General features: G+C 37.1%; 15 protein-coding genes. 1 reads left to right on the top strand and 14 read right to left on the bottom strand.

The features are described from left to right. Window positions 1–41: 41 nt before the first annotated feature. The 9 genes from araA to JZO69_RS07165 all read right to left on the bottom strand — a co-directional run bounded on the left by araA (window position 42) and on the right by JZO69_RS07165 (window position 10,167). A complete protein-coding gene (araA, locus tag JZO69_RS07125; RefSeq protein WP_207112201.1) occupies window positions 42–1,469 on the bottom strand; it encodes an L-arabinose isomerase in 1,428 nt (475 codons plus the stop codon). Between the two features lie 27 nt (window positions 1,470–1,496). Continuing rightward, window positions 1,497–2,192: an L-ribulose-5-phosphate 4-epimerase gene (locus tag JZO69_RS07130; protein WP_207112202.1), complete on the bottom strand. Its 696-nt coding sequence runs from the start codon at window positions 2,190–2,192 to the stop codon at window positions 1,497–1,499. A 17-nt stretch (window positions 2,193–2,209) separates the two neighbouring features. Then, window positions 2,210–3,817, bottom strand: a complete 1,608-nt coding sequence (locus tag JZO69_RS07135; RefSeq protein WP_207112203.1) for an FGGY-family carbohydrate kinase — start codon at window positions 3,815–3,817, stop codon at window positions 2,210–2,212. A gap of 35 nt (window positions 3,818–3,852) precedes the next feature. Continuing rightward, entirely contained in the window at window positions 3,853–4,815 is a 963-nt protein-coding gene (locus JZO69_RS07140; protein ID WP_207112204.1) for a glycoside hydrolase family 43 protein, read from the bottom strand. Between the two features lie 14 nt (window positions 4,816–4,829). Further along, the gene (locus tag JZO69_RS07145; protein WP_207112205.1) at window positions 4,830–6,347 is read right to left on the bottom strand and encodes an alpha-N-arabinofuranosidase; all 1,518 of its coding nucleotides are present in this window, start codon (window positions 6,345–6,347) and stop codon (window positions 4,830–4,832) included. Between the two features lie 18 nt (window positions 6,348–6,365). Continuing rightward, complete coding sequence (locus JZO69_RS07150) at window positions 6,366–6,959, bottom strand: DUF624 domain-containing protein (RefSeq protein ID WP_207112206.1); 594 nt, start codon at window positions 6,957–6,959, stop codon at window positions 6,366–6,368. Between the two features lie 10 nt (window positions 6,960–6,969). Beyond that, window positions 6,970–7,860: a carbohydrate ABC transporter permease gene (locus JZO69_RS07155; RefSeq protein WP_207112207.1), complete on the bottom strand. Its 891-nt coding sequence runs from the start codon at window positions 7,858–7,860 to the stop codon at window positions 6,970–6,972. A gap of 12 nt (window positions 7,861–7,872) precedes the next feature. Beyond that, a complete protein-coding gene (locus tag JZO69_RS07160; protein ID WP_207112208.1) occupies window positions 7,873–8,781 on the bottom strand; it encodes a carbohydrate ABC transporter permease in 909 nt (302 codons plus the stop codon). A 99-nt stretch (window positions 8,782–8,880) separates the two neighbouring features. Further along, window positions 8,881–10,167: an ABC transporter substrate-binding protein gene (locus JZO69_RS07165; RefSeq protein WP_207112209.1), complete on the bottom strand. Its 1,287-nt coding sequence runs from the start codon at window positions 10,165–10,167 to the stop codon at window positions 8,881–8,883. 246 nt (window positions 10,168–10,413) lie between these two features. On the opposite strand from JZO69_RS07165, the gene JZO69_RS07170 reads away from it, so the two are divergent. After that, window positions 10,414–11,304, top strand: coding sequence for an ArsR/SmtB family transcription factor (locus JZO69_RS07170; protein ID WP_207112210.1), 891 nt, complete (start codon window positions 10,414–10,416; stop codon window positions 11,302–11,304). A 153-nt stretch (window positions 11,305–11,457) separates the two neighbouring features. Here the strand turns inward: JZO69_RS07170 and JZO69_RS07175 are convergent, their stop codons facing one another. The 5 genes from JZO69_RS07175 to JZO69_RS07195 are packed head-to-tail and all read right to left on the bottom strand — an operon-like array spanning window position 11,458 to window position 16,063. Beyond that, on the bottom strand, window positions 11,458–11,694 hold the full coding sequence (locus JZO69_RS07175) for a DUF6171 family protein (protein ID WP_207112211.1): 237 nt from the start codon (window positions 11,692–11,694) through the stop codon (window positions 11,458–11,460). 3 nt (window positions 11,695–11,697) lie between these two features. After that, on the bottom strand, window positions 11,698–13,137 hold the full coding sequence (locus JZO69_RS07180) for an alpha-N-arabinofuranosidase (RefSeq protein WP_207112212.1): 1,440 nt from the start codon (window positions 13,135–13,137) through the stop codon (window positions 11,698–11,700). A 23-nt stretch (window positions 13,138–13,160) separates the two neighbouring features. Continuing rightward, window positions 13,161–14,765 carry a glycoside hydrolase family 43 protein gene (locus tag JZO69_RS07185; RefSeq protein ID WP_207112213.1) on the bottom strand — a complete coding sequence of 535 codons (1,605 nt, stop codon included), beginning with the start codon at window positions 14,763–14,765 and terminating at the stop codon, window positions 13,161–13,163. Between the two features lie 20 nt (window positions 14,766–14,785). Next, window positions 14,786–15,205, bottom strand: a complete 420-nt coding sequence (locus JZO69_RS07190; protein WP_207112214.1) for a hypothetical protein — start codon at window positions 15,203–15,205, stop codon at window positions 14,786–14,788. 12 nt (window positions 15,206–15,217) lie between these two features. Further along, window positions 15,218–16,063: a carbohydrate ABC transporter permease gene (locus tag JZO69_RS07195; protein ID WP_207112215.1), complete on the bottom strand. Its 846-nt coding sequence runs from the start codon at window positions 16,061–16,063 to the stop codon at window positions 15,218–15,220. Window positions 16,064–16,068: the final 5 nt, after the last annotated feature.

Genomic DNA, 16,068 nt, shown 5'->3' on the forward strand with positions numbered 1-16,068 from the left:
TTTAGTTTTGTTTAGCGCTCGACGTATTTTTTCCTTATAAACTATTTAATAAGAACATATTCTAAATCAACCATTTTTGCCCACGCTACAATTTGCTCTGATGAAAGATTTAGCGAAACAACCGTATGATGTCCGCCGCCATTTTCAATCCATGAATGAACGCCAGCTTTAAAATCTGGTTTAACTTCCCAAAGAATTCGAGCAACAGGTAAATGTCGTGCTGGCTCAGTAGGTTCAAACGCATCTACCTCATTGATCAACAAACGATAATGTGTCCCAAAGTCGGCCATCGAAACAACAACTCCCGCTCCGGCTTTGCCATCAAAAACTAAACGAGCCGGATCTTCACGATTTCCCATACTCAAAGGTGACACGACAATCTTCGGTTTATTGGCTGCTAATGTAGGATCGACTTCCATCATATGAGATTGTAAAATTGCTTCTTTTCCTGGTGTTAATTCATACGTGTAATCCTCCATAAAACCAGTATTTTTATTGTGCGCCATAATTTTCATCATACGATCGATCGCAGCTGTTTTCCAATCTCCTTCACCTGCAAAACCATAGCCTTCTGCCATTAAACGTTGTACCGCTAACCCAGGCAATTGTTTCATCCCATATAAATCTTCAAAATTAGTTGAAAATGCTGAATAATTGCCAGCTTCTAAGAAACGACTTAACCCGATTTCGATGCGAGCTTGTTCTTTAACATGGGCATTCCAAGTCACTTCATCATAGTCGCCTAATTCGAATTCATACATTTCTTGATATTCCTTGAAAGTTTCATCGATTTCTTGTTCTGTCACTTGATCGATTTCAGCCACTAGATCGCCAATACCATAATAATCCACGACCCAACCAAACTGAATCTGCGCCTCAACTTTATCCCCTTCAGTCACAGCCACGTTACGCATATTATCACCGAAACGAGCCACTTTTATATTGAAGCTTTCGGCATATGCCGCTGCTACATCCATCCATTCGGCGACTTGCTTTTGAACCCCTTCATGTTGCCAATAGCCAACGACAATTTCATTTTTCACTTTTAAACGAGCATTGATAAAACCATACTCCCGATCGCCATGAGCTGCTTGGTTCAAGTTCATAAAGTCCATATCGATCGTATCCCAAGGAATCCGTTCATTATATTGTGTTGCTAAATGTAATAATGGTTTTTGCAATAACTGTGTTCCTCTGATCCACATTTTAGCAGGAGAAAAGGTATGCATCCAAGTGATTACTCCAGCGACTTCGTCATTATAATTTGCTTCTTTCATGATGCTTGTAATGACATCAGCCGATACAGCCAATTCGTCTTTTAAAACAATTGGATAAGGAAGATTGCCACTTTCATTTAAACCATTTGCTATTTCTTGTGCATGCTTTTTCACTTCTAATAGTGTTTCTTCTCCGTATAAATGTTGTGATCCTACTACAAACCAAAATTCTTTTTTGCCTGTTTTCAACATAGTTATTCCGCCCTTCGATAGTTCGTTTTATTTTTGACCATAATAAGCGTCTGTTCCGTGTTTGCGTAAATAATGTTTATCTAAAATACGTTGGGGTAAATTTTCAGCAAAATGATTCAATTCTCTAGAAAACAGATTCATTTTACAGACTTCATCTAAGACAACCGCATTCATTACTGCACTTTTTGCATCTTTGCCCCAAGTGAATGGTCCATGTCCATGAAGTAAAACGCCTGGAATTTCCAACGGCTTAATATTTCGTTCATTAAAGGTTTCAACGATCACATTACCTGTTTCAGCTTCATAACCTTTGTTGATTTCTTCCTGACTTAAAAATCGTGTACAGGGAATTGATCCGTAAAAAGTATCTGCATGAGTCGTCCCCATTGCAGGTACATCCAAGCCAGCTTGCGCCCAAATCGTTGCCCAGGTCGAATGAGTATGAACGATTCCACCGATTTCTGGAAAGTTTTGATATAATACTGCATGTGTGGCTGTATCAGATGACGGATTTAGTTTTCCTTCGACAACTTGTCCCTTCAAATCACAAACAACCATATCTTCAGCGGTTAATGTTTCATAGTCAACGCCGCTTGGTTTGATCACAAAAAGTTCTTGTTCATGATCGATCGCACTAACATTTCCCCAAGTGTATTTGATTAATCCATGTTTCGGTAATTCGAGATTTGCTTGAAAAACTTCTTCTTTAAGCTGTTCTAACAAAATAATTCCCTCTCTTTCTACTGCAAAAACTCAACAGCTGCTTGTTCGATAGGCAGACCTTTTTTGTATCGTTCAATAAAATGCTCAAAACCGACAACTTCCGCTTCAATCGGAACGGCTGTGGCTTCTTTTATATTGTTGAATACTTTTTGTGTGAGAAAATCTACTAATGTCTCATCTACTGATTTTTCTCTCATAAAAGCTGCTAACAGTGCAATCCCCCACGCTCCGCCTTCTCCTGCATTTTCCATCACAGAAACAGGTGTATTCATTACCGAAGCAACGGCTTTTTGTCCAACGTCTTTGGTCTTAAACAAACCACCATGACCAACAATACTATCGATCTGCACTGCTTCCTCTTTTAACAGAATATCCATACCAATTTTCAAGGCACCAAAAGCTGAATACAAATAAACCCGCATAAAATTTGCAAGATTGAACCTACTTTCTGGTGTGCGGACAAACAACGGACGCCCTTCTTTGATATCTGTAATATTTTCTCCAGAATAATAACCATAAGAAAGCAATCCACCACAATCGGGGTCACCCTCAAGTGATTTCAAAAATAAAGTTTCAAATAAATCTGCGGTCGTGATTGGAATCCCCATTGTTTCAGCAAATTCTTTAAATAATTGGACCCAAGCATTAATATCCGATGAACAATTATTCGCATGAACCATTGCAACCAAATTACCTGACGGAGTTGTTACAATATCGATTTGAGGATAGACTTTTGTCAACGGTTTATCCAAAACGATCATGGCAAAAACAGATGTCCCAGCTGAAATATTCCCTGTATGTTCAGCTACACTGTTAGTGGCAACCATACCAGTTCCTGCATCTCCTTCTGGTGGACACATTGGAATGCCGGCTTGAAGTACACCACTACTATCAAGTAACATGGCTCCTGCTTCTGTTAATTGCCCAGCTTCAGCACCAGCTAAAGCTATTTCTGGTAAAATTTCGGTAATGTCCCACGGGTAATTTTTATCCAGAATCGCTTCATCGAATTGTTTCATCATCTGCCTGTCATAATTTTTTACGACCGCATCAATTGGAAACATCCCTGATGCATCCCCGATCCCTATAACTTTTTTGCCAGTCAATTGCCAATGAATGTAGCCAGACAATGTTGTTACATAAGCAATGTCTGCAACATGCTTTTCATTATTCAAAATAGCCTGATATAAGTGTGCAATACTCCATCTTTGAGGAATATTGTGATCAAATAAAGTCGTTAGCATTTTTTCCGCTTGTTCCGTTGAAGCATTTCTCCATGTCCGAAAAGGAACTAACAACTCTCCAGTTTTATCAAAGGCTAAATACCCATGCATCATCCCGCTAAAGCCGATCGAACCAATTGTTTTGAGTACTTCATCAAATTTTTCTGACACTTCTTTAGCCATTATTCGATAACTTTCTTGCAACCCTAACCAGATAGCTTCAATTGAATATGTCCAATTGCCCGCTTCCAATTGATTTTCCCATTCAGAACTGCCTGAAGCGATTACTGTATAATCGGAGCCGATCAAAACAGCTTTGATTCGAGTCGATCCAAATTCAATTCCTAGCGAGGTGCGGCCGTTTCTAATGTCCGCTTTGATGCTGTTATTCTTATCATCCACATTAACCCCTCCAATATTATTATTTCATTATTGATTTAACGAACTGGTTCTCCAAATACTGGAAATCCTTTCTCATCCCATTCAAAAAGTTGCGCTCTAGCATGACGGTTTGGATTATTCAAAGGATCGCCTGCCTTGTTGGGCTCTGGTCTGGCATGATAAACGATCACATCTTGTTTTCCATCTTCGCTTATAGTAAATGAATTATGTCCTGGCCCAAATTGTTGGTTTTCAAGAGAACTTTTAAATACAGGTTCCACCGCTTTATTCCAAGAAAAACCATTCAACAAATCGCTATTTTCATCTGCCCATAATAAACCCATTGCATAATTTTCATCCGTTGCACTACCTGAATACGTAATAAAGACTTTGCCATTTCGAATAATAGCTGCCGCTCCTTCATTGACAGAAAAACCAATTTTTTCCCAAGCATATTCTGGTACAGATAATAGGGTTTGTTTGCCTTTTAAAGTCCACGGATTTTCCATCTCTGAAATGTATAGGTTAGAATTACCTGGAATGACAGGATCTTGCTGCGCCCAAACGTAATACAGTCGATCTTGATGTTCAAACATAGTACCGTCCAGGCTAAAACTTTCAAACTGAGTCTTGATTTGCCCTTTTTCTACCCAATTTGTATTCATAGGATCTTCACTTGAATTTTCAATGACAAACATCCGATGATGATGGTTTTCATTGCGAATTTCCTCGTTGTCACTTGCGGCAAAATAGATATACCATTTCCCACGTACAAAGTGGATTTCAGGTGCCCAGATCAAACAACTCATTGGTCCTGTTTTTGGTGCATGCCAAACGGTTACTCTTTCTCCTTTTTCTAACTCATTCAGTGCTTTAGCCCGGCGTAGCTCAATTGATTTATAACCTGGTACTGAACCAGTAAAATAATAATAACCATCATGATGCTTATAGACCCAAGGATCGGCTCTTTCTAAAACAATTGGATTTGAATAGTTTTCTTGCGGATTTTTTCCTGACATAGACATTGACTCCCTTATTTTCCAACTCTGATCGTATTCCAAGAATAAGGTGCGATAGTAAGCTTGATTTGTTGATCTGATAAGCTGACGCGTCCTTTCACTTCTTTCGGTTGAACACAAGTTGGATTCTCTCTTGTATTTTTATCTTCCAAATTTTCACTGGATAACTCTGAGTGACTAATCACTCCTGAAAAATCAATTGGTGTATTCAAGACAATACGCTCTTCTTCACATGAACGATTCACAATAAAACAAATCAATTCAGTCTGCGAATCAACAACTACTGCATCGATATAAGGTACATTTTGATATTCGTCTGTATTATAAGTAGCGCCCGTTGTAACATTTTGCAGGACGGTTCCTTTAGCTAGATTACTCAAATCTTTCATCACAAAATACGTTGGATTACACCACGACTGTCCCATGGCGTCAGTCAATATCAAAGGAATCGTATTAACTAATAAAGACTGACATGTGATTTTGATTCGATCTGCTCTTCTTAAAATTGCCAAACCCATTGAAGCAAATAGTAACGTATCTTCCATTGAAAAATGACACCAATCAACTGGGCTCCCCAGTTCAAAATTCCGATGCTCTTTTTCTGGAAAATTATGAACATTCCATTCATCAAATGCCAAATACATCGTTTTTTCGCTACGAACTAGCGCTTTAACATAATCACAAGTGGCAATCACAGCCTCAATTTGTTTATCAAATTCAATCGAACGGGCTAAGTAAGTTGGCGTATTATCAGATTCTCGCGGCATTTTTTTACTTAAATCTTCATCTTGACAGCGATCAATATAATTATGCAGCGCTAAATAATCAACGGTCTCATAGGCTTGCTCCAAGCTCACTCGATCCCATTCTGGATAGGAATCTAATTTTGGTGTGGAACTACCGACTAAAACGGTTTCAATCGAATCATCGACTAATTTCATTGCTTTTGACGCCTCATTTGCTAGACGTCCGTATTCATAAGCTGTTTTTCTCCCGACTTGCCAAGGTCCATCCAGTTCATTCCCTAAACACCAGACTTTGACATCATGTGGTTTCTCAATCCCATGAGATTTTCGTAGATCACTCCAATAAGTTCCTTCAGGAAAATTACAATATTCAACAATATTACGGGCATCATCAATTCCTTTTGTCCCAAGATTGATCGTCATCATCGGTTCAGAACCAACTAATTTGAGCCATTGAAAAAATTCATTTAAGCCAAATGTATTCGGTTCGATTCCCCGCCAAGCTAGTTCCAATTTCGTTTTCCGATTTTCTATTGGTCCGATCGTATCAGTCCAGTCATAACCAGAAGTAAAATTTCCACCAGGATAACGGATGATTCCAAGATTTAAGGCTTTGATTTTATTTAACACATCTAAACGAAAACCATGTTCATCTGCATCTGGGTGTTCTGGCTCATAAATACCTGTGTAAACTACACTTCCCATATGTTCGATAAAAGAACCAAATAATCTTGGACTGATTTCCCCCACTTTAAATTGCTTATTTATTTCGATGGTTGTTGCCATGCTTTGCCTCCTCCAAATTTAATTGATATGGATCAATATTTTCTTTTTACTACTTAATTTATAGATCCCTATTGCAGATATGATCGGAGTAAAAAAGACAGTTACAGGTAATAAAAAGATTAGGAAACAATTACTTAAAATGAGCAAAAGAATCAGTAAATCAACAAGAAAATTCGTGTATAAACTGATTACTGCTCCCTTAAACAGCTCAACTATATTTGCTCCTTTTGTTACCCCATCGATAAAGCTCATATTGACAAAAAGCAACGCCATTATTAAACCTGTCACAATCAAACCAATAACGACTATTTTATCGTCTGAAAACATGCTGGATAATAGTGAAAAGTCAAAATAAATCACACCGAAGCTAAGTAAAAATAAGCAAGAAATCAGGATTCTACTGATGAACTTTTCTTTGAATTTAGTAAAAAACAAACGCATGATACTGCCAGATTCTCCACATTGCCATTGATCGATTACATTAATTAGCGAAACCGATGCGCCATACAGCGTAATCAGTGGAAAAGAACAGATCAACCACAGTAAACCTAGTAACAAATAATCCGTAATCACCATCATCGCCCCATAAAAACGACTGTTGATCAATTTCATGTTCTCACTCCTATTCTTTCATCCCAGACATTGCTGTACTTTGTACAAAGTATTTTTGAGCAAACATGTAGATGATCAGTAAAGGCAGCATAGAAATAACCGTTCCAGCCATGACTGGACCATAGAATGAAATGTTTTGACCCGTAAATAAAGCTAACCCAGCTGGTAGCGTTCTCATCTTAGAACTACTTGTTAAAATCAACGGATACAATAAATCATTCCAACTATTCATCAATGTGAAAATCGCTAAAGATAACATCGTTGGTTTGCTCAATGGCAACATGATTTTTAAAAATATTTTGAATTCATTCAAACCGTCTACACGAGCAGCTTCTTCTAAATCCTTCGGTAAAGTTACAAAGAATGAGCGCATCATAAATATCCCAAAGGCACTTGTCATTTTAGGAATGATCAGTCCAGCATAGGTATCAAGTAAACCCAGTTTATTGATTTCAATAAATAAGGGAATCATAAATACTTGAAAGGGAATCATCATCGTTAATAAAACAAAATAGAAGAGAACCGATTTTCCCTTGAAATTCATACGGGCAAATGCATACCCAGCTAATGAATCAAAGAAAACAGACGTCAACACAACGCCACCTGAGAAAATAACCGTATTTTTGATATAATCTAATAACGGAATTGTTGACCAAACTTTGATATAGTTTTCAAAAGTATACTTATCAGCAAGAATTTTAGGTGGAAAAGAAATAATGTCTTTTTCATATTTAAATGATGAAATAACTAGCCAAATAAAGGGAAAAGCAATAATTACTAAAATGATCGTCATCGCAATTTTTGTAAAAATCGAATTTTTATCCTTTTTTTTCGGCGACTTCCTAAATTTTTTAGCAGGACTTCGATCAAGTGTTGCAGTAGGTTCTACAAGTTCTGTCATTTTTTTCATCTCCTATTTCATTTGACGTTCTTTTCGTGTCATGTAGACATTTGCCGTAATAGCGATAACTGCGACTAATACAAACAACACGGAAGATAATGATGAAGCATAACCTAGCTCATAAGGGGCAGAAAATCCACGGCTATAAATATATTGAACAGCTGTTTCTGTTTTAAACTGAGGTCCCCCGCCTGTCGCTACATATACTTGGTCAAAGACTTGCATCGAACCGATCAAATTAGTCAAAATACAAAAACCTAATGAAGGTACGATTTGCGGTAATGTAATATTGAAAAATTGTTCTTTTTTGGTTGCGCCGTCCATTTCAGCTGATTCATATAATGAAGGCGAAATTCCTTGAATACTTGTTAAAAGAATCGTCATTGTCACACCAAAGTTTTTCCAAACCGTCATAAAAGCAACAGTTGGCATTGCTAACGTTGGATCTCTGAAAAATTGCGGGATCGGCATTCCTAATTGAGAAAGTACGTAAGGAATAGCACCAATATTTGGATCTAACAACATTGAAAATATAATAGCGATTGATGTCAGTGAACAGATAACTGGAATATAAAACGTTGACCGACAAAAGCGATTGAATCTGGTGTTCTTTGATAATAAAACCGCAAATAATAGTCCTACGATGATCTGAGCTGGCGTTTCAAGTAGAGTAAAATAAAGCGTATGGATCAATGATCGAACAGCCCGCTCATCTTGAAATACACGGATAAAATTATCAAAACCAGTAAAGGTCGTATTCGTAAAAAAGATATTGATTTTAAAAAAGCTAAGTGCAAATGTGCCAATCAGTGGAATCACCGTAAAAAACAGTAATACCAAGATTGAAGGTGCGAGAAAAAGATACCCCGCTCGACTTGGTTTATTCCAATAAGTTGAAAGTGATGTCCTATAGTTCTTCATCTTTTTTTCATCCCCTTTTGCGAGTATGTAGTGAAACGATTAAGCGAAAACACACTCATTTTTTCCTCTTTATATGAGTGTGTTATTCGCAAGTTGTATTTAATTGTTTGCTAACATATCATTAATTGCTTTATCTGCATCTTTCATTAATTTTTCAGGATCGTCGCCAGCTAATAATTTTTCAATCAAAGGATTCATGATATCATTATTGATAGAAGGAAGTTGATCGAATCCAGGTAAAAATGGTTTAGCAAATGTAATTTGTTTTCCTAATTCTGATACGATTGGGTCAGCTTTCACTTCAGCATCTTCACTAACAGATTTTAAGTAAGGTGGGAAGCCATTTTCCATGCTCCATTTTTTACCGATTTCTGTTGTATTCCAGTATTTAATGAACTCGTAGATCGCATCTTTCTTAGAATCATCTGTGCTGGCAGGAATACCAAAGCCGACACCATCTAAAATTGCATGTTCATCTTTACCTGCAATAAGTTGAGGAATGGTCGTAACACCATAATTGATTTCATTTTTCTTCAATCCATTGTTCAACCAAGGACCATTTAATTCGATTGCTAATTGTCCAGCGTTCATCAAGTTATCCATTTCAGCACCAGAAATCGATTCTGGACCAGTTTTATCCGTATGAATCATTGTTTGAATTTTTTTCAGTACTTCTAATGTTTTAGGTGAGGCAAATTCTGATTTTGTGTAATCATCGTTTACTAATTTTCCACCATTAGCTAAAATCCAGTTATATAAAGGAGCAGTACCATCTTTATTAAAAACAAAACCAGAAACATTTTTAGAAGCATCGGTTAATTTAGGTGCCATTTCAGTTAACTCGTCCCAAGTTTTAGGTGGTTTGTTCTCATCTAACCCAGCAGCTTTGAACAAATCTTTGTTCCAATAAGTGTACATTCCTTGAACTTGCATCGGAATATAATATTGCTGTTCATCGATCGTTCCTAATTCCAAAGCTGTTTTTGTGAAGTCAGATTTGTCCACACCTTTATAATCCCAAAAATCATCTAATGGTTGAACTGCACCATTTTTAACATATTGAGCAAAGTCGCCGTAGTTCAGCAACATAAAATCAGGACCTGTTTTTGATGAAATTGCAGGAGGAAGCTTTTCATTTAAGTTCGCCCAAGTCATGACATCCATTTCGATTGTGATCCCTTTGTCATTTTCTTTGTTAAAATCATTTACGATTCCTTGAAGTATCTCCCCATCAGATGCTGTAAAACCATTCCAGAATGTCAATTTCGTTTTTCCGTCGGCAGATCCAGAAGCTTTTTTATCGCTGCCTCCTCCACAAGCACTTAACAATAGTAGACTGCATCCTAACACAAGTGACGTTCCTAAAATTTTCTTCCATGCTTTCATCTTTTTCTCTCTCCCTAGTTAATTTAGTAGTTAAACCTTAGCCAAAATCATTAACTGAAACCTAAACTTACCTCCTTCGTTTCATTTACAACTAAATAATATACCTAATTGCAAACGCTGTCAATAATAATAATGCGAATAAAAAAACTAATATTCAAATATGATTAATATTTATATTAAACATTTACAAAGTATAGTTCAGATGTTACCATGTACATAAATAAAACTATGAATAGGTGGGGTTGTATGCAACTAGATATTTCAGATGAATCTTTATTAACGTATGAAGCGTTAGCAAGTTCAGTCAGATTACACATCATTCGTTTGCTTTCAGAGAAAAAAATGAACAACAAAGAACTAGCCAAGGAATTAAATCTAAGCAGCGCAATTGTAACAATGCACATCAATAAACTAGAAGAAGCCCGTTTAATCAAAACTGAACGCGTTGGTCAGCAAAAAATTTCTAGTTTAAAAGTTGATAACATTGAAATCAGTTTTCCTGAAAAAATCTTTCATGCTTTCGATACATATGAAACGTCGATCCCTGTTGGTCTCTACACCAACTACCAAGTAAAACCGACCTGTGGCTTGGCTACAGAAACACACCGGATCGGTATTTTTGATGAACCTAAATACTTTATGGACCCAGAAAGAATGAACGCTAAAATTTTATGGTTTACCGAAGGTTTTGTGGAATACCAGATCACCAATTTTTTACAACCAGAAGACACCTTGGAGATGCTGGAAATTTCTTTTGAGATTTCTTCAGAGTTTCCATTTGCCAATAACGAATGGCCTTCTGATATTACTTTTACGTTGAATGATGTTGAACTTGGGACTTGGACTAGTCCAGGAGATTTCTACGATGCTAGAGGAAAATTCACGCCTGACTGGTGGGAGGACCACCTCAATCAATATGGCCTGCTAAAAACGATCCGAATTACTAATCACGGGACAAATGTAGATAGCAATATCCTTTCAGAAGTCAAAATAGCAGATATCAAAAGTGAAATGGATACATGGAAATTAAAAATAGAAGTTAAGGAAGATGCAGAAAATATGGGTGGCTGTACTTTGTTTGGTCGCGGGTTCGGTAATCACGATCAAGATATCAAAGTCAAGATGTATTATCGCTAAAAAAGCGTTTGATTACTAAAAAAATGAGTGAGACATAACTCTTCGAGTCATATCCCACTCACGTGAAATCCGGATAAACGATGGAGCAGAAGCAAACCCGAGAAATAAGCTTCTGCCCCAACCTCTTTTTTTAGTCAATTGATCAGGAATCTATCACCAATAACCAACAGGACAGTTCTTATCTGCTAAACTAGCACGAAATTCAAAAAAACAACCGCATTTTGAACATGTATGAGCAACTCTAAAAGGGCATGTCTCACATAATTTTATTCGTTTTTCTTTCGTTTGTTCTTCAGCCAAGTTCTTTTCAACAAGTAATTGTTCCTCAATCAGCTGCTGTACATCCAGATTTGCAGCAGATTCTTTGATTTCACAACCAATACAACCCATCAGCTATTCAACTACAAGCGTAACAACAGACATCGGTGGAACTATAGCTCTAAGTGTTGTCCCCGTTATCGATAGGTCCTCAAATATTTTAATCGCAATCGTTTCTGGGTGATCAAAATCATTGTGAGCATCCATTGTTTCTGCTGTAATATAACTTGCATCTACCAGCGTTAAATCAGTGTTTCCGTCAAAAGAAAGTTCTTCTGATTCCGTTAATGAAAAATTACAGATAGAAATTGTCAATTTATCTGCTTTTTTAGAAATTGTATAAGAGATTGATTCCTTTTCATCTCCATAACTATCAATCAATTCTCCATCTTGATGATTTTTATACAAATCAAACACATGATAAGTTGGTGTTTTAACCATTTGATCTCCGTCTGTTACTAACATTGCTTGAAGTACATTGACCGTTTGTGCGATATTAGCCATGTGTACACGGTCAGCATGTTTATGAAAAATATTCAATGTGACCGCCGCAACCATTGCATCTCTGATCGTATTTTGTTGATAAAGAAAACCTGGGTTTGTTCCTGGTTCTACCGCTAACCAAGAACCCCACTCATCTACAATCAAACCAATACGTTTTTCAGGGTCATATTTATCCATAATCGTGCTATGCTTCGTAATCAATTCATCCATTTTTTGAGCACTAGCGATCAATGACCACCATTGTTCCTCTGGAAAATTTAATGCTGGACCTTTATCTTCCCAAGCACCTGTTAAAGCATAATGATGCAAACTAATTCCGTCCATAAAAGGCGAAGCAATTTTCATTACTTGCTCCATCCAATTGTAATCATCAATATTAGGTCCACAAGCAATTTTATAGATTTTATCTTCACCGTATTGTCTGACATATGTTTGATAGCGACGATACAGATCCGCATAATATTCAGGCCGCATATTTCCACCACAGCCCCAGCTTTCATTTCCTACACCGAAAAAAGCAACTTTCCAAGGCTGTTCCTGATGATTTTCTTTTCTTAAATTGGCCATAGGTGACTCACCATCCATAGTCATATATTCAACCCATTCTTGCATTTCTTGAACGGTGCCACTACCTACATTGCCGTTGATGTACACTTCACAACCTAGTTGTTCCACCAACTCGAAAAACTCGTGTGTCCCAAAATGATTATTTTCTGTCAATCCGCCCCAATGGGTATTGACCATTTTCTTACGCGTTTTTTTTGGTCCGATACCGTCTTTCCAATGATATTCATCAGCAAAACACCCTCCTGGCCAACGTAAAACTGGTACTTGAATATTTTTTAGTGCAGCTACTACATCTGTTCTTATCCCATGTTTATTTGGAATTGGTGAACCTTCCCCTACCCAAATCCCTTCATAAATACAGCGACCTAAATGTTCGGCAAATTGACCATAAATATACTTGCTGATTTTAGTGCCTGATTTATTGGGTGTCATGATAATCTTCATTTTATTCATCCTTTGCATTGGCTTTATTTTTTACTGCCCCAAATTGTTTCGTTATTATTGCCGATTGCTGAAAAAGTCACAACAATTTTAGCATTGGCGCTCTCATCGTTTTGTTTCGTCAAAATGCCTGTATAGGTTACACCATTGATCAATAACTGAATACCCGACCTTGCTGAAGTTTGCTTCCATGTTCCATTGACAGCACCCGTTATTTTCCCATCTGCCGTTAATTGGATCATTTTTGTTGGTAAAACGATTGTACCGTTATCGGTTCCATGCTGAATAAACTGATAGGAACCAGCAATTTCTGAAGCAGCAACGGTTCTTGATTCCCCTTTTCGATATTCGTAAGGTGTAACGACTGGCCAGCCAGCTTCATTCATATACATGGTATGAATCCTCACCTCATGATTTTCCGCTCCTGTATTAAATCTTGTGTGATAAGCTAAATACCATTGCCCATTTTGACTGATGATCGCTGAATTGTGTCCTTGTGCTTTGTATGCCGTTGACAGTTGTTCAAATTGGTAATTACCCATTACTTTTACACCATAATTGCTGTTAATTGAATCTTTTGTGAAAATCGGTGTATTTCCTTTGGCATCAACATATGGCCCATCTGGATTTTTAGAACGGAATAAACGCATATTATACCCTCCGTCAGCAAATAATCCGCCGTAGGTTTCAAATAAATAATAATAACCAACAGATCGATCATACACAATAAAAGGTCCCTCACCAGATTGGTGATAGCCTCCTGCTAATTTCACACCAAAATAACGATCGATCGGCTGTCCTGATGTTTTAACAGAATCCTTGCCAGGATATATTGGATTACCTGTTTTTTGATCGATTTCTAACAGAAAAATCCCGCCTGACCATGAACCGTACGTCATCCACAATTTTCCATTTTGATCATGGAAAAGAGCTGGATCGATCGCATTTGGCGCATAATCAGTATTGTATGTTAGACCGTTATCTTTGCTCCAATTTTGACTAAATCCAGAGACTTTGCCATTGTTAATCAACTGACTCACGTTGGTATTTTGATAATTTGTATTACGAGTACTGCCATCGGTGGAATCTTTTTCGGTAAAACCAGAATAAACAATCGTATTCCCATACGTATAAGGTCCTTCAATCGTTTTAGAAACAGCATATCCAATACAAGAACGGCGCCATGTAGAAGAAGTTGAATAATAATACATATATGCACCTTTATCACCATTTGACCATTCGTACTTTTCATTCCATATCACATCAGGTGCCCAAATCGCATAACCGCCTTTTGAATTTGCATCATCATAGCCAGCCCATTTGAATGATTCTTTCAAGTTTTCTTTTAAATTCCCCAACATCAAATTATTACTTGGATTTTCATATTCCGTCGTAAAAGGAATATCCCAAGTTTGAAAATTGGTCGTTTTCGCTTGAGCTAAGTGACTGCCAAAAATATAAAAGGTTTCTTTACCATCTTTAACGATGGAAGTAATCGATGGATCGTGTACAGAAACTCTACCAGCAGAGTGCGTTTGCCATGCTTGAGCGGATGCTTCACTTACTCGCCAAGCACTCAAGATAAGCCCACTTAGAGCAACAAAAATCACGCCAAATACCATTTTTTTCATTTGAATTCCTTCTTTCCTTTTTAGTTAGCACATGATTGTTGTTGAATCATCATGCGAATTGCTTTATTTTTTGAACAATACAACACACTTGCAACTAAATAAAAAACAAGACCGATCAAGTCAAAAGATAGCACTTGAATACCTGTCACGATCCATAGCCAAACAATGACCTTTTGATCGATTTGATTTCCCTTCAAACTTTTCGCAACAAATAGATTAATGACCCCAATCATTAACATAAGTAATCCAAAAATCATGATCACTTTGGTAATGGAATCCACCATCGTACTGTTAACATAGGTTAGCTGGTGATTTTTTTCTAAAGCTTGGATGCCAGACTTTTTAAACCAGGAAGAATAGCCTACAATCGTACAACTAGCTGTAAAAATATTCCAAATAGCACCACAATACACTAGTATTTTCTCTATATTTCTGTTCATCTGAATATTCACCTAGCCCTTCACACCAGCGTTTAAATTCATAGACTGGACAAAATACTTTTGAGCAAATAAAAACAATAGCATCGTTGGAATAATCGCTAAAAATGCCGAGCCCATCAATTGACCGATCATTCGATAATTTCCATAAATATCCTGCAACAATAATAAACCCGCTGTGATCGGCATTTTTTCAACATCGCTATAAACGATCACCGGCCATAAAAAATCATTCCAAGAACCTGTGAAAGAAAATAATCCCGTCACGATCAATACAGGTTTGATCATTGGCAAAATGATACGAGAATAAATTGTAAATTCTCCTGCCCCATCGACTCGTGCAGATTCATCAAATTCTTTTGGAATCCCTTTCATAAATTGTCTAACTAAAAAGATATTCCCCATCCCAGCAAGTCCAGGAATGATCATCGCTAAAGGCGAATTGACCCAACCAAAAGTTTCGATGATTTTATATGATGGAATCAAATTCACAACACCTGGAAACATTGAAATGCCTAACAATAAAAAGAATAGCTGATCGCGATATTTAAACCGTAACCTTGAATAGCCATATGCTGTTAAAGAAACAACGATCACAACTAAAATCGTATGGCTAACTGCTATGAACAGCGAATTACCTAACCATTGTAAAATCGGAGCTGTCGAAGTATTTTCTAAAATCGCTATGTAATTATCCACGATCCAGTCAACTGGCAACAAACGAAACCCAGAAGAAACTACCTCACTTTGAGAACGAAATGACGTCATCAAACCAAAAATAATCGGCACGATCCAAATAACACAAAGAACACTTAAAAATAGATAGGCGAGCCATTTGCTGATAGTTCCATTTTTTTTCATTTCTT

The sequence above is a fragment of the Candidatus Enterococcus ikei genome, from assembly GCF_017316105.1.
In the GTDB taxonomy this organism is placed as follows: domain Bacteria; phylum Bacillota; class Bacilli; order Lactobacillales; family Enterococcaceae; genus Enterococcus_L; species Enterococcus_L ikei.